Raw genomic sequence first — 17,986 nt, 5'->3', positions numbered from 1 at the left:
CCCCACCAAACCATTTCGCGCGGTTTTGCGCGGAGATCCCTTACCCTATGACGGAGCCGGCGAAAGCCGGATACATCAATGGCTCTTGGTTTCAAATCCCGCCGCGGCGGTGCTTTTCGCAGCGTTTTCCGTTTTTGCTGGGCTCACTGGAAGCAACAGCCAGGCCGCGCCTCCTTCATGTTGTTCACAGCGATGCTGTCTACATTTGCGGATGTGCTCACGCCCTTGTTTTCCGGCCGGCTGGTCGATGCCGTGGTGTCCGGAAAGGCCGGCGACGCCGCAACGTGGAACAATGCTTTCAACGCCTTTTGCTGGCTGATGGCACTGTCGATCGGCGCCGTCATTTTGCGGCATGCCACGTTCACCGCCATCATCGGCTTCACGCTGAAGTCGATGTCGGAGATCGCGGCGAATTCCTTCTTCCATATCCAGCGCTTTTCGAGCGATTGGCACGCCAACAGCTTTGCCGGCTCCACCGTCCGCAAGGTGACGCGCGGCATGTGGGCGCTTGACCTGCTCAACGACACCGTCTTCGTCGCGCTGTTCCCATCGCTGGTGATGCTCATCGGCTCGACTATTTTGATGACATGGTACTGGCCGATGATGGGATTGCTGGTTGGCGCCGGATCCGTACTCTTTATCGCCTTCACGGCGACGATGGCTCTGCGCTATGTCGCGCCGATGGCCAGCATGGCCAATAGCTGGGATACACGCCTTGGCGGTGCGCTCGCCGATGCCGTGACCTGCAACGCCGTGGTCAAGGCCTTTGGTGCTGAAGACCGCGAGGACAAGCGTCTCGCCACGGTCATGCGCAAGTGGCGGGATCGCACCGCTCGCACCTGGACGCGGGGCACCCTGAACGGCACCTCGCAGAATGCACTGCTCAGCCTGTTGCGCGGCTGCGTGCTCGGCCTCGCCCTTTGGCTTTGGGCCAACGGCAAGGCCAATGCGGGCGACATCACTTTCGTCCTGACTGCCTTTTTCATTCTTCAGGGCTATCTGCGTGAAATCGGCATGCATATCCGCAACCTGCAGCGCTCGGTGAACGACATGGAGGAGCTTGTCACCATCCATGCACAGCCTTTGGGCGTGGAGGACGTTCCCCGCGCGCCAGCCCTCCATGTGAAGGCCGGCCTGATCACGTTCGATCATGTCACCTTCCATTATGGCAACCACCCTGCCCCGCTCTACAAAGACTTCTCGGTCACCATCAAACCGGGCGAGCGGGTCGGCCTTGTCGGCCATTCCGGCTCGGGAAAGACGACCTTCATCAAGCTGATCCAGCGCCTGCATGACGTCAACCACGGCACGGTCTCGATCGACGGGCAGGATATTTCCAAGGTGGCGCAGACCTCTCTTCGCCGCCAGATCGCCATCGTGCAGCAGGAACCCATCCTGTTTCACCGCTCGCTGGCGGAAAATATCGCCTATGCAAGGCCGACGGCCACGCAAGCAGAGATCAGGAGGGCTGCACAGCTTGCAAGCGCCCACGACTTCATCGAAGCGCTGCCGAAGGGCTATGCGACGCTTGTCGGTGAACGCGGCATCAAGCTCTCCGGCGGCGAACGGCAACGCATCGCCATCGCCCGCGCATTCCTGGCCGATGCGCCGATCCTGATCCTCGACGAAGCGACTTCAAGCCTCGACTCGGAATCGGAAATGCTCATCCAGCAGGCGATGGAGCGGCTGATGGAGGGACGCACGACGCTCGTCGTTGCTCACCGCCTGTCGACTGTGCGCGCGCTCGATCGGCTGCTGGTCTTCGAACACGGAGATATTGCCGAGGAAGGCACCCATGCCAGCCTCATTCGGCGCAAAGGCGGGATCTATCGCGGGCTGTTCGAGCGCCAGGCGCTGGAGCTGACGAAGGGCATCGCGAGCGAAGGGCTGATCGGCGAATAAGAAGTCTACAGGCGGTCACTCCCCGCAGAACCGGCTCGCCTCGGCAAACAAGGCGACCGCATCGCACTCGTGATGTTATGACACCGTAGCCAGTCGGCATCATAAACCATGCCAGTTTTTGAGCGGGGCCATCTCACACGGCACATCGTGCGCTGCCGCAATTTTGGGCGGCAGCGCACGATGTTTGGTCAAAAATTTATCGGACGGTAAATTTTTGACCAAACGATAAATAATTTAGGACGCGCAAAACCGATCTCCATTGATTTTATTGAACTTTTCGATTTGGCACACAACCTGCTTTCAAGATTCCGAACCAGGCCTTGGCCGCTCGCGACATCAAGAGGAGAGCAGATATGGAAATCGGTGTTTTCATCCCGATCGGGAACAATGGTTGGCTGCTGTCGGAAAACGCGCCGCAGTACAAACCCAGCTTCGAACTGAACAAGGAGATCACGCTAAAGGCGGAGAAATACGGCTTCGACTTCGTGCTCTCGATGATCAAGCTGCGCGGCTTCGGCGGCAAGACGGAGTTCTGGGATCACAATCTCGAATCCTTCACGCTGATGTCGGGCCTCGCTGCCGTCACCACCCGCATCAAGCTGTTTGCGACCGCCGCAACGCTGGTGATGCCGCCGGCTATCGTCGCCCGTATGGCATCGACCATCGACAGCATTTCGAATGGCCGCTTCGGTCTCAACCTCGTCACCGGCTGGCAGCGCCCGGAATATTCCCAAATGGGCATGTGGCCGGGCGACGAGTATTTCGCCAAGCGCTACGACTATCTCGGCGAATACGCGACCGTGCTGCGCGATCTGTGGGAGACCGGAAAGAGCGATCTGAAGGGCGAATTCTTCCAGATGGACGATTGCCGCCTGTCGCCACGGCCCCAGGCCGACATGAAGGTGATCTGCGCCGGCTCTTCGACCGCGGGCATGGAGTTCTCGGCCCAATATGCCGACTACAATTTTTGCTTCGGCGTCGGCGTCAATACGCCGAAGGCGTTTGCTCCGGCAGCCGAACGGCTTCAGGTAGCGACGGCCAAGACCGGCCGCGACGTCTCTTCCTTCGTCCTTTTCATGGTGATCGCCGACGAGACCGATGAGGCCGCCCGCGCCAAATGGGAGAGCTATAAGGACGGCGCAGACCAGGAAGCGATTGCCTGGCTCGGCGTGCAGGGTGCCGCCGATACCAAGTCCGGTTCGGACACCAATATCCGCCAGATGGCCGACCCCGTCTCGGCCGTCAACATCAACATGGGAACACTCGTTGGCTCCTACGAGACCATCGCCAAGCTGCTCGATGAAGTCCCGACCGTTCCCGGAACAGGCGGCGTGCTGCTGACCTTCGACGACTTCGTGAAGGGTGTCGAAGATTTCGGCACGAAGATCCAGCCGCTGATGAAGTGCCGCGAACACATAAAGCCCATGCTGGAGGCCGCCGAATGAGCGCCGTTACCGCAGCCGGATATCAGGCCCCTCAGGAGCGCTCGCAGAGCGTCACCCTCCCCGCCAGGCCCGAACCGATCACGCTGAAGCCCAGTGAGACAGCGGTTGTCGTCGTTGACATGCAGAACGCCTATTCGACCGAAGGCGGCTATGTCGATCTCGCCGGCTTCGATATCGCGGGCGCCAAGGGCACGATCGCCAATATCAAGAAGACACTGGACGCGGCGCGCGCCGCCGGTGTTCAGGTCATCTATTTCCAGAACGGTTGGGACAAGGACTATGTGGAGGCCGGTGGCCCCGGCTCGCCGAACTATCACAAGTCCAATGCCCTGAAGACCATGCGCCAGAGACCGGAGCTACAGGGGCAGCTTCTCGCCAAGGGAACCTGGGACTACGCGATCGTCGACGAGCTGCAGCCCCAACCCGGCGACATCCTGGTGCCGAAGACCCGCTACAGCGGTTTCTTCAACACCAATATGGACAGCGTGCTGCGCGCGCGCGGCATCCGCAATCTCGTCTTCGTCGGCATCGCCACGAATGTTTGCGTGGAGAGCTCGCTCCGCGATGCGTTCCATCTCGAATATTTCGGCGTGATGCTGGAGGATGCCACCCATCATCTCGGCCCCGATTTCATCCAGCAGGCGACCGTCTACAACGTCGAGAAATTCTTCGGTTGGGTCGCCACCGTCAACGACTTCTGCGCCACCGTCTCACAAGCCGCTCCAAACGAAGCCTGATCCAATCATCAAGAGGAGACCCTCATGCCCAAGTCCATCATCGTGCCCGCAGGAACCCATAAGCCGATCGCGCCATTTTCGCCCGGCACGCTTGCCGATGGCATCGTCTATGTCTCCGGCACCCTGCCCTTCGACAAGAACAATGACGTCGTGCATGTCGGCGATGCCGGCGCCCAGACGCGCCATGTGCTCGAAACCATCAAATCGGTGATCGAGACAGCCGGGGGCACCATGGAAGACGTGACGATGAACCACATCTTCGTCACCGACTGGGCCAACTACCAGGCCGTCAACGCCGTCTATGCCGAATACTTCCCCGGCGACAAGCCGGCGCGCTACTGCATCCTGTGCGGGCTCGTCAAGCCGGACGCGCTGGTCGAGATCGCAACCGTCGCTCATATCGGCAAGAAGTAGGCGGCATGCATTTCGAGGTTCATGGGCTCGATCACCCCGACGCGAAGACGATCATCCTATCCTCCGGGCTTGGCGGATCAGGAAGCTATTGGGCGCCTCAAATCGAGGCGCTCGCGACCGATTTCCGGATCGTCACCTACGACCATCGCGGCACGGGACGCACCGGCGGCGATGTTCCGGATACGGGCGGCATCTCGGCCATGGCGGACGATGTACTGGAGATTGCAGCCCGGCTGCAACTTGATCGTTTCGACTTCATGGGCCACGCGCTCGGCGGCCTCATCGGCCTCGACATCGCGCTGCGGCGTCCCGAGCTTATCGGGAAGCTGATCCTCATCAACGCATGGAGCAAGGCCGATCCGCATTCCGGCCGCTGCTTCGATATCCGCATCGAGCTTTTGGAGCGATCCGGCGTCGAAGCCTTCGTCAAGGCGCAGCCCTTGTTTCTCTATCCGGCGGTCTGGATGTCGGAAAATGCCGAGCGCATGGCGGCGGATGAGCGCCATGGCGTCGCGCATTTCCAGGGCAAGGCGAATGTTCTCAAACGGATCGCCGCGTTGCGGGCGTTCGATATCGACCACCGGCTCGCCGAGATCCGCACTCCGACGCTGGTCGTCGGCACGCGCGACGATCTGCTCGTGCCCTATACGCGCTCCGTCCGGCTTGCCGAGGGCTTGCCGGCCGCCGAGCTTACCCTTTCCGACTTTGGCGCCCATGCGGTGAACGTCGTCGAGCCCGAGGAATTCAACAATAAAGTGCTGCGCTTTCTACGCGCGAGATCGGAAGTCCGATAAGGAGCCTGACATGCAAGCCTCATCCCTGACGGTCGCCGCACCAGCCAGCCTCTCCCTTGACGAGAGGAAGCAGGAATACCGCGACGCCATGGCGCGGCTCGGAGCCGCCGTCAACATAGTGACGACCGATGGCCCGGGAGGGCTTGCGGGCTTTGCGGCAACCGCGGTGTGCAGCGTGACCGACAGCCCGCCGACATTGCTGGTCTGCCTCAATCGCGGCTCTTCCGCCTATCCGGCCGTCAACGCCAACCGTGTGCTTTGCGTCAATACATTGGAGCGCAGCCATGAGGAGCTTAGCCGGCTTTTCGGCGGCAAGACGCCTGTGAACGAGCGTTTCGAGGGTGCCAGCTGGTCCTCGCTTGAAACGGGAGCACCTGTGCTCGACGACGCGCTGATCTCTCTCGATTGCAGGGTGAAAGCCATCTCCGACGGGGGCACGCATGACATCCTGATCTGCGACGTCGTCGCCATCCGCGAGAACGACGGCGGACAGGCTCTCATCTATTTTGACCGGCGATATCATGCGATCTAGACCCAAATGAAATCGCCAAGACGTGATGAACATATTGGGCCAGAAGGAAGCGATCGATCTTTCCAATCTGCTTTCCGAGATTTTCCAGAAGCTGGATCAATAGACAACGTGCCCGCACGAGATCCTTCGATTTCGGCGCTTTAGTTTATCCCTACGGCCGGTGCTTCGCTGTAAACGGAGAAACGGGAAAAGGATATGAAACTTAACGCCTTCCCATGTTTTCGCTGTCCGACCCTCACATGCGGCCGCGCAGAGTGTCGGGATCATAGGGTGATTCAGGGATTACGCGCGCCTTGCGCATCTCTCCGAGGATCGGCACTTCGAGCTCGGTGCCGGGAGCGCCCAGTTCGACCGGCAGCAGCGCAAAAGCGACATCACAGCCAAGCGTGTAGGCATAGCCACCGGAGGTGATGCAGCCGACCAGCTTGCCGTTGCGATAGACGCCTTCATGGATGAGCGAGCTTGCTCCATCCGTGTCGATGCTGATGGTGACCGACCGTTGTTCGACGCCCTGTTCTTTCTGTCGCAACAGGGCCTCTCTGCCGATGAACTCCCCCTTGTCCAGGCGAATGAAGCGGTCAAGGCCGCTTTCCCATGCCGTCAGTTCCGGATTCATATCGCGATACATGGCGCGATAGGATTTTTCCAGCCTGAGCGATTCCAGCGCCTGCAGACCGATCAAGCGTAGGCCGTGTGGTGCGCCGGCCGCCAGCAAGGCTTCGAGGAGATGACGCTGGTAGCAAAGCGGATGATAGAGCTCCCATCCGAGTTCTCCTTCATAGTTCACCCGCAGCAGCCGGACGTCGGTGGCAAGACCGACCGTACCCGATTTGACCCCGAACCACGGAAAGGCCTCGTTGGAAAGATCCATTTCCGTGAGACCCTGCAGCACCTCGCGCGCCTTGGGTCCGACGATGGTGAAGCAACCGCGTTCATTCGTTGCGTTTCGCAACTGCACTGTCCCGTCCTTCGGCAAGAGCTTCGACAGGTCGTCGAAATTCCAGCGCTCGGCGCGGGGGGTCGAAATCAAATAGAACGTACCGTCCTCAAGACGGGAAACGATGTACTCCGCCTGGACACCGCCGTTCCTGGTCAGATGATGGCTGAGATTGACGCGTCCGACTTTCGGCAGGCGGTTGGCGAGGATGCCGTCGAGCCAGGCCTCGGCGCCCGGACCGGAGATCTCGAATTTCGTCATCGGCGTCATTTCGACGAGACCGACGGTGTTGCGCACCGCATGAACCTCCTCGCCGACATACTTGCCCTTCTCCGTCCAGCGCCAGCTGTTCTGATCCCTGGCCTCGACACCCTCTGGTGCGAACCAGTTCGGCATTTCCCAGCCGTTCAGCACCCCCCAGACGGCACCACGCTTCGTCAGGATGTCGTAGGAGGGCGCCGTTTTCTGCGGTCGGGCTGCTGGCATGTCCTGGCCCGGATAATGCTGTTCGGCATGGGTGCCCCAGCTTTCGCGCACTTTGTGCCGCGTCCACTCCTTATTGGCATAGTCACCGAAGCGGCGTGGGTCGAGTTCGGAGGTGTCGAGGCTGTTGGCGCCTTCGACGATGCGTTCCGACAGGTAATAGCCGATGGCGCCACCCCAGAGGATACCGCCGGGCACGCCTTCCGCGATCCAGACATTCTCCAGCCCCCAGGCCGGTCCCACCAGCGGCAACTCGTCAGCCGTCATCTGGAACGGGCCGCGCACGTTCGCCTTAATGCCCACCCGGCCGAGCGCCGGAATGAGCTCCATGGCGCGCTCCCAGTTCCAGGACACGGAATCGAAATCCTCTTCCAGGAGGTCGGCCCCGAACCATTCCGGAACGCCGTTCTCCGCGAAGAGCTTCAGATGCTCGGTCTTTTCATAGGGGCCGAACATCAGGCCATCACCCTCCTCGCGCAGATAGCCTTCGAAAGCCTCGTCGCGCAGGATCGGCATTTCCGGCAGTCCCTGCCGCTTGCGCTCGATCACTTCCGGCACCGCATCGGTGATCCAGTATTGATGGACGATCGGAATTGCCGGAATTTCAAGGCCGAGCATGGCGCCCGTCTGGCGGGCATAATTGCCGGTCGCCGAGATGACGTGTTCGCAAATGATCTCGCCGTTGTTGGTGAGGATTTTCCACTCGCCGCCCGGCATGCGCTCGAAGCCGCGCACCTCGGTATTGAGGTAGATCTTGGCACCGCGATCACGAGCGCCCTTTGCCATTGCCTGCGTGACGTCGGCCGGTGCTATGTGGCCGTCATCGGGATGATAGAGTGCCGCCAGCATGTCGTGATTATTTTCCAGAAGCGGCCAGAGTTGACGGGCTTCCTGTGGCGTCACGAGTTCAGCGCGAATGCCCTGAACGGCGGCAACGCTCATATAGCTCTTGTATTCGTCCAGGCGGTCACGCGTGTTGGCGATGCGCAGCTGCCCGCATTTGTGCCAGCCGACATGCTGGCCGGTCTCCGCTTCCAGCCCCTCATATATTTCGATCGTCTTGGCGATCATGCGGCCGATATTGATACTGCGCGCATAGGAGGGGATGAGGCCGGCGGCATGCCAGGTGGAGCCAGCAGTCAGCTGCGTGCGTTCCAGAAGGGCGACATCCGTCCAGCCACGTTTGGCAAGACCGTAAAGGATGGCGGCCCCGACACAACCACCACCGATGACGACGGCGCGAGCATGAGTTTGCATTGAGAGTTCCCGATTTGATTTCGGGCGAGACTACTAACCACGAACACACTTGTGACGTTGCAAAAAAATGCAGAGGGGCATAACTTCAATTTATGCATAGACTGCGATCCTTGGTACCCTCGGCAAATTATCTCTTCGTCTTCGAGGCGGCAGCGCGGCGGCGAAGTTTCACCGCCGCTGCCGAGGAACTGAACGTCAGCCAACCGGCCGTCAGCAAGACGATCAAGCTGCTGGAAGAGGCGACGGGGCTAAAACTGTTTCGCCGCGAACACACGCGGCTGGAGCTGACCGCCGAGGGGCAAAGACTCTACAGGGAAACGCAGCAAGCCTTCGATCACCTGCACATGGTCCTGACATCCCTGCGCACAAAACATTCGAACGACACGGTCCGAGTATCATTCTCGACCTCCTTCGTGCAGCTTTGGCTTCTGCCGCGCCTCAAGGATTTCAAGGTGAAGCATCCCGATATCGCGCTGCGTATCGAGGAAAGCAGCCGCGACGACCAGGATTTGAACGAAGAAGACATCGATATTTCAGCGCGCCTCGGCGCCGGCAAATGGCCGGGGATCCATGCGTGGCATTTCGTGACGGAAGAAGTCATCCCGGTTTGCAACGCCGACTATCTCAGGGAGCACGGGCCGATCAATGTGCCCGCCGATTTGCTGAATCACCGGCTTCTGCATTTCGAGGAACGGCATCGCGTTCGGCTCGGCTGGCGTGACTGGCTGCTCCACCATTCCGTCCCCGTCGCCCGCCTCGCCCAGGATTTCGTTTTCACGGACGCGCTCAGCTCTATCGAGGCCGCCGTTCTCGGGCAAGGTATTGCGCTTGGCTGGAAACACCTTGTCCATGATCATGTCCAAGCCGGCCGGTTGGTCTATCCGCTGGACGCAGTCCATCGCTCCGGCCAGTCCATATACCTCGTGATGCCAGCGCAGCGCCCGGCAAAACACGGCGCCATGCTCTTTCGGGATTGGCTGCTCGAACAGGATGCCGACGCGCCCATCTTCGAAACGACCGATATCCCCGCTGCCTGACCGTTGGGCGCGAAGAGCTGATTGGTCGAGGGTTGGGCATTCAATCCGGATCCTTGGCCTTCGGCTGGCCGAATGTATAGTCCGTGATCTTGGGCAGCAGGATTTCCCGTCTGTAGCTCGGCGGCTTATCGCCAACATAAGCGCCTGCATTCAAAATCGCGGCCTGATAGTCGTCCGCAAAGAGCGCATAGGGATAGGGTGCCTCGATGGCGGTGGCGCTATCGAGCTCGGACCGGAACTCGGGCGGAATTGTAAAATCCAGCGCAGCGAGATTGTCGTCGAGTTGGGAGAGCCGGCTCGCGCCGATAATCGCGGCTGCGACACCCGGGCGATTGACGCACCAGTTCAGCGCCACCTGCGCCATGCTGCGCCCCAGTTCGCCGGCAATCCTTTCCAGCACGGTGAGGATGCCCGTGTTGCGTTCGGTGAACAATCCAAGGCCGCCGCCGGATGCATCTTGCGAAAGCCGCCCCTGCTCTGTCGAACCGGGACGGTATTTTCCGGATAGAAGCCCCATGGCAAGCGGGCTCCATGCGGTGATGCCGAGACCAAGCGCCTCGGCGAGCGGCATGAACTCGTGCTCGATGCTCCGCTCGACCAGTGAATAAGGCAATTGCAGGCAGATGGGCTGGGTGAGCGCATGCGCCTCGGCCCATGTCTGAGCGCGCGCGGCATACCAGCCGGGCACGTCGGAGAACCCGGCATAACGGATCTTGCCGGCACGCACGAGATCGTCGAACGTTCGCATGACTTCCTCGGCCGGCGTCATGCGATCCCACGTATGCAGCAGATAGAGGTCGATATAATCGGTCTTCAGGCGCTTGAGCGAGGCATCGACCGCCTGCAGCATCGCCTTGCGACCGTTGCCGCCGGCATTGGGATTACCGGGCGAAACATTGTTGGAGAATTTCGTGGTGATGACGACGTCATCGCGCAAACCCATTTCGGCGACGAAGGCGCCGACAAGTTTTTCACTCAACCCCCCGGCATAGGAATTGGCAGTGTCGATGAAATTGCCGCCGGCGGCGATGTAGCGGTTGAAGATCGCCCGTGCGGTCGCCTCGTCCGCCCCCCAGTTTCCGCCGATACCGCGAATGCCACCATTGCCAAAGGTCATCGTGCCGAGCGCCAGACGGCTGACGCGCAGCCCCGAGCGCCCGAGCAGGTAATATTCATCGACAGACATGGTTGACCTCCTGGTCGAAACCGCTGGCGTCACATGCTCCCGACGTAAGGCCGGTGGGCAATGCTCTGCCGGACGTAGTTGATCATCGTGATGAAGTCGAAGATAGGGCGTCCCGTGGCTGCTTGCACCGCATGGGCATAGGGCGGCAGATCGCTGCACTCCAGCAGGATGGAACGCACGTCGGGATGTTCTTCCACCAGACGGCGGGCGACCTGCGTCACCTCGCGTTCGATCTCCGCTGAATCCAGCGTTCCCTTTTCTTCAAGGATTGCTTGACGAAACTCCGTCTGGTCCTCCATGCCCGCGATCGCCAGGGGAATGCTGTCCGGGATGTTGCAAGCCTTGAAATGCCGCGGCGTGAGCCGCGAGGCATTGGCCGTGATGATACCAACGCTGCCGCCGCAAAGTGCGTGCATGAAGGGAACCTGCATCAGGCTGGACAAGAAGACCGGGATATCGAGCGCGGCTGCCACTTCCTCCTGAAAATAGGCCATGAAGCCGCAGGCACCGGTAATGGCCTTAACGCCCCGGCTCTGCAATTCCAGTGCTGCTTCGACGAAAGCCTCCTTCAGGGCGGGATCGCGCTGGTTCAGAAGCCTGTCGATCGACGCGCCGCGCACTTCCTGAAACCGGACGGGATAGGTGTAGGTGGAAGCATTCCCGACATTGCCGGGAACACAAGGATAGGCCGCATCGAGGATCAGGATGCCGATCTGTTCCCCGTACCATGACTGCGTCTTGCGCGTGACCGTGTAGACCGTCATCGCCGATGTCTCCCTATATCTGTTCGCGGGCAAGCGGGGGAAGATCGCCTCCCCCGCGCACCATGGCCTTACTGCACCAGGCGCGGAGCGCCGGTTTCGCCCGCCGTGCCGTCAAGGCCATAAGACTTCAGGATCTTGACGATCGTTCCGTCCTTGTGCATCGCCTCGATATTGCTATCGAGCGCTTCACCGAATTCCTTCGCCTTCAACGAATAGGGGAAGCCAGCCTGTGCGGCCTCCTTGGTCGCCTTCACGCGCGGATCCGCGGTTGCGACGGCAACCTTGACATCCTTCAGCGCACCTTTCTGTGCGGCGACAACCCCTGTCGAATAGCCGTCGACGGCAACATCGATACGGCCGGCAAACAGATCCTGCTGCATGTTGACGGAGTTCGGATAGAGCTTTAGCGACGCGCCGAGCAGCGTCTTCAGATCGGAAACCCAGAGATAACCCTGGACGGTGCCGACCTTTTTGCCTTCGAGATCGGATACCTTCTTGAAGTCCTGCTTCGAATAGATCGCCATCTGGTCCGTGTAGAGCGGCGCGGAAAGGCTCATGACCTTGGCCCGCTCGGCGGTGCGATACCAGTCGCCGGTGGTGATATCAGCCTGGCCGGAAAGAACATACTGGATCGCCGCGGCGGGATCGACGGCAACCGCCTTGACCTTCAGGCATTCGCGCTTGGCGAATTCGGCGGCGATATCGCCGTCTATCCCCTTCATGCCGCCGCTGTCGTCCAGATAGGAGTGCGGCGCATAGGTCGTGACGGCAACCGTCAGCGTGCCGGGCTCGATGGTGGTGAACTTGTGCTGCGGCGTGCAGTCCGCGGCATGCGTAATCTGGGCCGACAGGAGCATGCCGGCAATGCCGGACAGAAGGAGGTAAGCCTTGGACTTGAATGCGGGCATGTCGGAATTCCTTTCTGTGGAAGGTTAATGTTGAGCATAGAGACTTGCGCGCTTCTCGACGTGGCTGACGAGGAGGGCGGCGGGTATCGAAATGCAGGCATAGAGCGCACCGGCGCAAAGCAGGGCCGGGAAATAGCGGAAGGTGGTGGAACCGATCTCGTAAGCACGGCTCACGAGTTCCGGCAGGGCAATCGTGAAACACAGCGACGTGCCCTGGAAAATGAGGATCGAGAAGCCGAGAAGCGCCGGCAACGCCACGCGCAGGCCCTGCGGAAGCAGGACGAAGCGCAACTCGTCGGTCCGATTGAGGCCGAGCGCCTCGGCGGCCTCGCGCTGGCCGTGCGCGATCGATTGCAGGCTCGCCCGGATGATCTCGCTGGTATAGGCGCCGGTGTTCCAGGCAAGCGCGATCACCGCCGCCGCAAAGGACTCGATCGTCAGCCCGACGCTCGGCAACCCGAAATAGATGAATTGCAGCAGCACCAGTGCCGGCGCGCCGCGTCCCACTTCCACAAAAATGAGCGAAACGGCTCGCAGCGCCTTGCTGCGCGCCAGCACGCCCAACGCCAGCAAAAGCCCGAAGGGAATGCCAAGCAACAGGCTGAGCACGGTGACCTGAAGGCTGATGGAAAGACCGCCGAGAAGCTCGGGCATCCACGAGACGATTTCGTCATAGCTTGGAAACATCAGCGCGCCACCCTGGATCGGAGATGAGCGTCGGCCAGGCGCGACAGCCAGGCCACCGGCAGGCTGAGAAAAATGTAGAAAAGCCCGACGAAGGCGAAGATTTCCAGACCGCGGAACGTTAGTTGCGAAAGTTGATTGCCCTGGTAGGCGAGCTCCGTCACCCCGATCGTTGAGGCGACCGCCGTCTCTTTCATCAGGCCAATGAGATAACTTGCCGCCGACGGCAGAGCCACTCTGAAGGCCTGCGGCGCCACCACATCCCTCATCGTAGACCACCGGCCAAGATCCAGCGCCGCACAGGCCTCCCATTGACCATGGTGGATCGAGCTCAGGGCGCCGCGATAGATTTCCGCCATGTTCGCGGCCGCGATGAGGCCAAGGCCGGCAAGCGCCGCCACGAACGGGCTGATCGGGAAAAGGCTTATCCCAAGACCAAAGAAGATGATGAACAACCAGAGGATCGGCGGAATGGCACGCACGATCTGGATCGCGACCGAGGCAAGGAAGCGCACCGGGAAAAACCGGCTTCGGCGTGCTGCCAGAAGCGGTATGGCAAGGATGGCGCCGATCGCGAAGGAACCGATGGTCAAGGCGGTGGTCCAGGCGAGACCGCGGACAAACATAAGAAGATCGGCAGCGCTCATCGATCATGCACCGCACGGAGGAAGCGGCGCGCCCGCTCGTGCTGCGGATTGCGCATGACCTCGGCCGACGGACCTTTTTCCACGATCTGGCCATCCGCCATGATCATCACCGTGTCGGATACGTTTTCGGCAAAACCCATTTCGTGGGTCACGACGATCATCGTCATCCCGCTGGTCGCCAGTTCGCGCATGACCGCCAACACCTCGAGCCCCAGCTCCGGATCGAGCGCCGACGTCGGCTCGTCGAACAACATGACCTCTGGATCGAGCGCCAGAGCGCGGGCGATGGCAATCCGCTGCTGTTGTCCGCCCGAACAGCGCCCCGGAAACTGCGCAGCCTTATCGGTCAACCCGACCCGACTTAGCAGTTGCATCGAACGCTCGTCCGCTTCGGCCCGGCTGCGGCCGAGCACCCGTTCCTGCGCGAGGCTGACATTGCGCAGCACCGACATGTGGGGGAAAAGGTTAAACGACTGAAAAACCATGCCGACACGCCGACGCAGGCTGGACAGCTCGTTACGCGACACCGGTTGCGCCGCATTGATCGTCGTTGGACCTATGGTAATCGTACCGCCCGATGGCGGCTCGAGATAATTGATGCAGCGAAGCAGCGTGCTCTTTCCCGAACCGCTGGGCCCAATGATGGCGAGAACCTCGCCTGAACCAACTTCGAGATCGATCTTGTCGAGGACCGTATGCGTTCCGTAGCGCTTACTGAGTAAGTGTAGGCCGATGAGAGCCTTTCCGGAGGCATCCTTCATGTCCGACGCAGCCTCGCGCCCTCGCTAGAAAAGCACGCCAAGCCCTCGCCATTTGCAAACGATATTACCAATGCCATGGACTCCCGCTCAACACGCACGCGCAAGCAGGGCCGGAAGCGACCTGTTCGATGGCGGCATGGATCTTGCTTTTTTCGGCCGCTTTACGTTTCCAAAACGGCTTAGTTCCCACTTTTATTGCCTGAAGGTTATCATCATGGCCCAGCCGTGGGACTGCAAAAAAATTGCGCGCGCATATAACTTGAGGTTATGAACCCCGAGGGAATTTGTGTTGGCTTCCGAAGACGCTATCGCCTTGAGCAAGGCCGAACCATCGATCCCGTGGTCATGCCATTTGTCTTGCCCGCATTGTGTCAGGAGACGTTCAGCGAAGTCTCAAACGCGCTGCATAGAGAATGCACCGCAAGTCACTATCCTGCTTTCGACCAGCTCCCAGGATCCAGCCCGAGTGTCGGATAAAGCGCGTCTACCGCGACGATGTCACTATTGAGTTCGGCGATCATCCAGTCGCGGACCTGCGTGACGATGGCGCGGGCCGGCTTGTCCCGCAGGCGGACGAGATGGCATTGCCGGCCGGTCGTCATCAGATGCTCGCGCGCCGGCACCAGCGCCTCGGTTCGTAGCCAATGCGCAACAACGTTCAGCCATCCGAGCGCAACGCCCTGCCCGAGAAGCGCTGCCTGCACCACGATGGCATAGTCGGAAAAGATCATCGAGTTGACCGCGTCGCCCTCGTTCGCCGGAGAAAACAGGCTCGACCAGTTCGGCTGAGCGTCGCTGAGATTGATGGTAGTGTCGGGGCTCCGCTTCATGTCGTTGCCATCCGGCCCATGGCTTTCCCGATAGGCGGGACTGCAGATCGGGACCAGAATTTCCGGCATGACGAAAACCGCCTCATGCCGCTCATCCGAGCCGTTGACGAAGCGCATCCCAAGATCCACGTCGTTGACCGGGCCGGCCAGTGCGCCCATCACGAGTTGGAAACGCAAATCGACGGTTGGAAACTGCTTCTTGAATTCCGCCATGCGCGGCATCATCCAATGGGTGGTGAAACCGGTCGAAACCGACAGGGAGACCGTTTGAATGCCGATGCGGCGATCCTCGATTTCGCGCAGCGCGTTCTCGATTGCCGAAAAGCCGCGCGCAATCGCATCGAAGAGTATGCGGCCGGATTCGGTCAGGCCGACACCTCCCGGCTGACGACTGAACAGCGCCGTATCGAGATGTTCCTCCAGACGCGCGATCATCCGGCTGACGGCCGCCGGCGTGACGTTGAGCTCGTCGGCTGCCTTGGAGAAGTTGCCGCAGCGCGCCGCGGCCTCGAAAGTAAAGAGGCCATTCATGGACGGCAGGGATCGGCGCAGCTTGTTCATTACATAATGTAACACCTTTCTGAACTTTTTTTCAATTGCGGACATCTCGGTTCTTTGGTCTGTTGCCGATCAAGGAAGGCGGAAGACCTTCAAGGAAAATCGGGGAACAGGATATGCAGACCTGCCGGACGCACAGCGTTCCGGCATGGGCCACATGTCCAGGTTTCTACTCAACAATGAATGCAGCGCGTGTCGGTTCGGCATCCGCGCGTGTAAATTTTGCAGTGGAATCATATGATTGATCTAAAGAGCGCTGAGCGTTTGGGCGTTTCCATTCGCGCTGCAAACAAGAGCTATGGAGAATTCCGGGCGCTGGACAATGTCAGCCTGGAAGTGGCTGCGGGAGAATTCGTCTCGATCCTCGGGCCTTCCGGGTCGGGAAAGACGACCTTTCTGGGTATTCTGGGAGGCTTTGTGCAGCCCACGTCCGGATCCATCTGGCTCGGCGAACGGGATATTACATTCGAGCCTCCGCACAAGCGCAATATCGGCATCGTCTTCCAGAACTATGCGCTCTTTCCGCATATGAGTGTCGCCGAGAACATCACATTTCCGCTCAGGGCACGCCGTCTGCCGAAATCGGACTGGCCAAAGAAGCTGCGGGAAGCGCTCGATATGGTCGAACTGACCGGATACGGAGAGCGGCGCGTTCATGAGCTTTCCGGCGGCCAGCGCCAGCGTGTCGCACTCGCTCGCGCCATGATTTTCGAGCCGGGACTGATCCTGATGGACGAGCCGCTTTCCGCGCTCGACAAGCAGCTGCGGGAGACCATGCAGATCGAACTCAAGCGCCTGCACAAGCGGCTTGGCGCAACCATCATCTACGTCACCCACGACCAGCGTGAGGCCCTGACGATGAGCGATCGCGTTGCCATCATGAACAAGGGCCGGTTCGTGCAGGTGGACACGCCGGAGCAGCTTCATGACCATCCGGCGGATTCCTTCGTCGCCCGCTTCATCGGCGAGGCAACGCTGCTGTCGGTCAAGCGTGAAGGCGGCGACACCGTAAGGTTGGGCGACACAGTCCTGCGCACGTCGCATCGCGTTCCACAGAATGGCCACCTGCATCTGGCTGTCCATTCCGAAAAGCTCGTCGTCGCCGATGGCAGCGAACCATCGGCATCGAACCGGCTGACGGGAACGGTGACCGACACACTTTATCAGGGCGAAAGCATCCGGGTTTTCCTGACGCTGTCATCCGGTGGCGACCTCAGCCTAAGGCTCCCAAGCAATCATGCGGGCCGCGCGCAACTCAAGAAACCGGGCGACCCGATTACCGTGGCACTGCATCCCGAAGACACGATCATCGTGCCGGAAGCATCCTGAAATCTCACGTTCATTCTTACAGTCAACAAGGAAAGAAGACTATGAAACTCACCGAATTCAAGGTCATGACCTTCGATGTCGTCGGCACTTTGATCGATTTCGAAACGGGTGTCCTGAATGCCGTTCGGGCTCTCGGCGGGGAGAAGGCAGCCGCAGCCTCCGATGACGAGATCTTCGAGCCTTACAAGCGCGGCCGGGATAAGTTTTACGGCCGCTCCTCCTTTGCCATGAAGGACGTCTATCTCTCCCTGGCGACGGAATGCGGCTTCGTGAAAGATGATGCGACCGCGGAAGCCTTTCAGCTGGCGGTCCTGCGCTGGCCGGCCTTCTCGGACTCGGTCGAGGCTCTGGCACGCCTGCGCAAGAATTTCCGGCTGGTGGCGATGACGAATGCAGACCGCACGGCCTTCTCGGCCTATTCGGACACGCTCGGCAATCCGTTCCACGACAGCGTCACCTGCGACGAAACGGGATGCGCCAAGCCCAATCCGCAGTTCTTCGCCTTCAACAAGGGCCGCCAATCCGCTTCCGGCTTCAAGCAGTCGGAAATCTTGCACGTTGCCCAGAGCCAGCACCACGATATCGGCGTGGCCAAGGAGCTCGGTTACACGACATGCTGGATCGAGCGGCGTCAGGGTCAGAAGGGGTTTGGCGGCACGCCGGAACCCAAGGTACTGACGAAGCCGGATTTCCATTTCTCCTCGCTGAAACAGCTTGCCGACGCCGTTGACGCGGAGCTTGCCGCGGGTATTCAGACCGCAAGCGCGGCCTGAGGAAAGAC

Annotated in this window: 17 protein-coding genes; 9 read left to right on the top strand and 8 right to left on the bottom strand. The window is 60.4% G+C overall.

Annotation, left to right across the window (positions count from 1 at the left end; all coding sequences use genetic code 11):
- Window positions 1–78: 78 nt before the first annotated feature.
- The 6 genes from RRH01S_RS07345 (at window position 79) to rutF (ending at window position 5,824) form a co-directional block, all read left to right on the top strand.
- Entirely contained in the window at window positions 79–1,902 is a 1,824-nt protein-coding gene (locus RRH01S_RS07345; RefSeq protein WP_042470697.1) for an ABC transporter ATP-binding protein, read from the top strand.
- Window positions 1,903–2,255: 353 nt separating this feature from the next.
- Window positions 2,256–3,347 carry a pyrimidine utilization protein A gene (rutA, locus tag RRH01S_RS07340; RefSeq protein WP_034522571.1) on the top strand — a complete coding sequence of 364 codons (1,092 nt, stop codon included), beginning with the start codon at window positions 2,256–2,258 and terminating at the stop codon, window positions 3,345–3,347.
- The gene (gene rutB, locus RRH01S_RS07335; protein WP_007688840.1) at window positions 3,344–4,084 is read left to right on the top strand and encodes a pyrimidine utilization protein B; all 741 of its coding nucleotides are present in this window, start codon (window positions 3,344–3,346) and stop codon (window positions 4,082–4,084) included. The genes rutA and rutB overlap by 4 nt, the downstream gene beginning before the upstream one ends.
- 24 nt (window positions 4,085–4,108) lie before the next feature.
- On the top strand, window positions 4,109–4,498 hold the full coding sequence (gene rutC / locus RRH01S_RS07330) for a pyrimidine utilization protein C (RefSeq protein ID WP_007688838.1): 390 nt from the start codon (window positions 4,109–4,111) through the stop codon (window positions 4,496–4,498).
- 5 nt (window positions 4,499–4,503) lie between these two features.
- On the top strand, window positions 4,504–5,292 hold the full coding sequence (gene rutD / locus RRH01S_RS07325; RefSeq protein ID WP_042470694.1) for a pyrimidine utilization protein D: 789 nt from the start codon (window positions 4,504–4,506) through the stop codon (window positions 5,290–5,292).
- A gap of 10 nt (window positions 5,293–5,302) precedes the next feature.
- Window positions 5,303–5,824, top strand: a complete 522-nt coding sequence (gene rutF / locus RRH01S_RS07320) for an NADH-dependent FMN reductase RutF (RefSeq protein WP_042470692.1) — start codon at window positions 5,303–5,305, stop codon at window positions 5,822–5,824.
- A gap of 235 nt (window positions 5,825–6,059) precedes the next feature.
- Here rutF and RRH01S_RS07315 read toward each other — a convergent pair whose 3' ends face one another.
- Window positions 6,060–8,501 (bottom strand): GcvT family protein, encoded by a 2,442-nt coding sequence (locus RRH01S_RS07315; protein ID WP_042470690.1) that lies wholly within the window; start codon window positions 8,499–8,501, stop codon window positions 6,060–6,062.
- A 110-nt stretch (window positions 8,502–8,611) separates the two neighbouring features.
- Between RRH01S_RS07315 and RRH01S_RS07310 the strand changes: the two genes are divergently transcribed.
- The gene (locus RRH01S_RS07310) at window positions 8,612–9,538 is read left to right on the top strand and encodes a LysR substrate-binding domain-containing protein (protein ID WP_234711659.1); all 927 of its coding nucleotides are present in this window, start codon (window positions 8,612–8,614) and stop codon (window positions 9,536–9,538) included.
- Between the two features lie 40 nt (window positions 9,539–9,578).
- Here RRH01S_RS07310 and RRH01S_RS07305 read toward each other — a convergent pair whose 3' ends face one another.
- The 7 genes from RRH01S_RS07305 to RRH01S_RS07275 all read right to left on the bottom strand — a co-directional run bounded on the left by RRH01S_RS07305 (window position 9,579) and on the right by RRH01S_RS07275 (window position 15,879).
- Complete coding sequence (locus RRH01S_RS07305) at window positions 9,579–10,724, bottom strand: aldo/keto reductase (protein ID WP_042470687.1); 1,146 nt, start codon at window positions 10,722–10,724, stop codon at window positions 9,579–9,581.
- Between the two features lie 29 nt (window positions 10,725–10,753).
- Window positions 10,754–11,488, bottom strand: coding sequence for an aspartate/glutamate racemase family protein (locus tag RRH01S_RS07300; RefSeq protein WP_007688824.1), 735 nt, complete (start codon window positions 11,486–11,488; stop codon window positions 10,754–10,756).
- Between the two features lie 68 nt (window positions 11,489–11,556).
- Window positions 11,557–12,396, bottom strand: coding sequence for an ABC transporter substrate-binding protein (locus RRH01S_RS07295; protein ID WP_007688822.1), 840 nt, complete (start codon window positions 12,394–12,396; stop codon window positions 11,557–11,559).
- Window positions 12,397–12,420: 24 nt separating this feature from the next.
- The gene (locus RRH01S_RS07290; protein WP_042470684.1) at window positions 12,421–13,083 is read right to left on the bottom strand and encodes an amino acid ABC transporter permease; all 663 of its coding nucleotides are present in this window, start codon (window positions 13,081–13,083) and stop codon (window positions 12,421–12,423) included.
- The gene (locus RRH01S_RS07285; RefSeq protein ID WP_042470682.1) at window positions 13,083–13,727 is read right to left on the bottom strand and encodes an amino acid ABC transporter permease; all 645 of its coding nucleotides are present in this window, start codon (window positions 13,725–13,727) and stop codon (window positions 13,083–13,085) included. The genes RRH01S_RS07290 and RRH01S_RS07285 overlap by 1 nt, the downstream gene beginning before the upstream one ends.
- On the bottom strand, window positions 13,724–14,488 hold the full coding sequence (locus tag RRH01S_RS07280) for an amino acid ABC transporter ATP-binding protein (RefSeq protein WP_042470680.1): 765 nt from the start codon (window positions 14,486–14,488) through the stop codon (window positions 13,724–13,726). The genes RRH01S_RS07285 and RRH01S_RS07280 overlap by 4 nt, the downstream gene beginning before the upstream one ends.
- 428 nt (window positions 14,489–14,916) lie before the next feature.
- Window positions 14,917–15,879, bottom strand: coding sequence for a LysR family transcriptional regulator (locus RRH01S_RS07275; protein ID WP_007688812.1), 963 nt, complete (start codon window positions 15,877–15,879; stop codon window positions 14,917–14,919).
- A gap of 234 nt (window positions 15,880–16,113) precedes the next feature.
- Between RRH01S_RS07275 and RRH01S_RS07270 the strand changes: the two genes are divergently transcribed.
- Together RRH01S_RS07270 and RRH01S_RS07265 are read left to right on the top strand one after the other, a co-directional pair.
- Window positions 16,114–17,205 (top strand): ABC transporter ATP-binding protein, encoded by a 1,092-nt coding sequence (locus RRH01S_RS07270; protein ID WP_042470677.1) that lies wholly within the window; start codon window positions 16,114–16,116, stop codon window positions 17,203–17,205.
- A 41-nt stretch (window positions 17,206–17,246) separates the two neighbouring features.
- A complete protein-coding gene (locus RRH01S_RS07265; protein ID WP_007688808.1) occupies window positions 17,247–17,978 on the top strand; it encodes an HAD-IA family hydrolase in 732 nt (243 codons plus the stop codon).
- Window positions 17,979–17,986: the final 8 nt, after the last annotated feature.

It is taken from the genome of Rhizobium rhizogenes NBRC 13257 (assembly GCF_000696095.1).
GTDB lineage: Bacteria > Pseudomonadota > Alphaproteobacteria > Rhizobiales > Rhizobiaceae > Rhizobium > Rhizobium rhizogenes.
Note: the sequence above shows the minus strand (reverse complement) of the source record. Positions and strands in the feature narration are given on the sequence as shown.

Bases quoted from the DNA above. Each gene is read 5' to 3' on its own strand.
- RRH01S_RS07265 (WP_007688808.1), top strand. From the start codon at position 17,247: ATGAAACTCACCGAATTCAAGGTCATGACCTTCGATGTCGTCGGCACT.
- RRH01S_RS07280 (WP_042470680.1), bottom strand. From the start codon at position 14,488: ATGAAGGATGCCTCCGGAAAGGCTCTCATCGGCCTACACTTACTCAGT.
- rutF (WP_042470692.1), top strand. From the start codon at position 5,303: ATGCAAGCCTCATCCCTGACGGTCGCCGCACCAGCCAGCCTCTCCCTT.
- RRH01S_RS07285 (WP_042470682.1), bottom strand. From the start codon at position 13,727: ATGAGCGCTGCCGATCTTCTTATGTTTGTCCGCGGTCTCGCCTGGACC.
- RRH01S_RS07305 (WP_042470687.1), bottom strand. From the start codon at position 10,724: ATGTCTGTCGATGAATATTACCTGCTCGGGCGCTCGGGGCTGCGCGTC.
- RRH01S_RS07290 (WP_042470684.1), bottom strand. From the start codon at position 13,083: ATGTTTCCAAGCTATGACGAAATCGTCTCGTGGATGCCCGAGCTTCTC.
- RRH01S_RS07275 (WP_007688812.1), bottom strand. From the start codon at position 15,879: ATGAACAAGCTGCGCCGATCCCTGCCGTCCATGAATGGCCTCTTTACT.
- RRH01S_RS07300 (WP_007688824.1), bottom strand. From the start codon at position 11,488: ATGACGGTCTACACGGTCACGCGCAAGACGCAGTCATGGTACGGGGAA.
- RRH01S_RS07270 (WP_042470677.1), top strand. From the start codon at position 16,114: ATGATTGATCTAAAGAGCGCTGAGCGTTTGGGCGTTTCCATTCGCGCT.
- rutB (WP_007688840.1), top strand. From the start codon at position 3,344: ATGAGCGCCGTTACCGCAGCCGGATATCAGGCCCCTCAGGAGCGCTCG.
- rutA (WP_034522571.1), top strand. From the start codon at position 2,256: ATGGAAATCGGTGTTTTCATCCCGATCGGGAACAATGGTTGGCTGCTG.
- RRH01S_RS07345 (WP_042470697.1), top strand. From the start codon at position 79: ATGGCTCTTGGTTTCAAATCCCGCCGCGGCGGTGCTTTTCGCAGCGTT.
- rutC (WP_007688838.1), top strand. From the start codon at position 4,109: ATGCCCAAGTCCATCATCGTGCCCGCAGGAACCCATAAGCCGATCGCG.
- RRH01S_RS07295 (WP_007688822.1), bottom strand. From the start codon at position 12,396: ATGCCCGCATTCAAGTCCAAGGCTTACCTCCTTCTGTCCGGCATTGCC.
- rutD (WP_042470694.1), top strand. From the start codon at position 4,504: ATGCATTTCGAGGTTCATGGGCTCGATCACCCCGACGCGAAGACGATC.
- RRH01S_RS07315 (WP_042470690.1), bottom strand. From the start codon at position 8,501: ATGCAAACTCATGCTCGCGCCGTCGTCATCGGTGGTGGTTGTGTCGGG.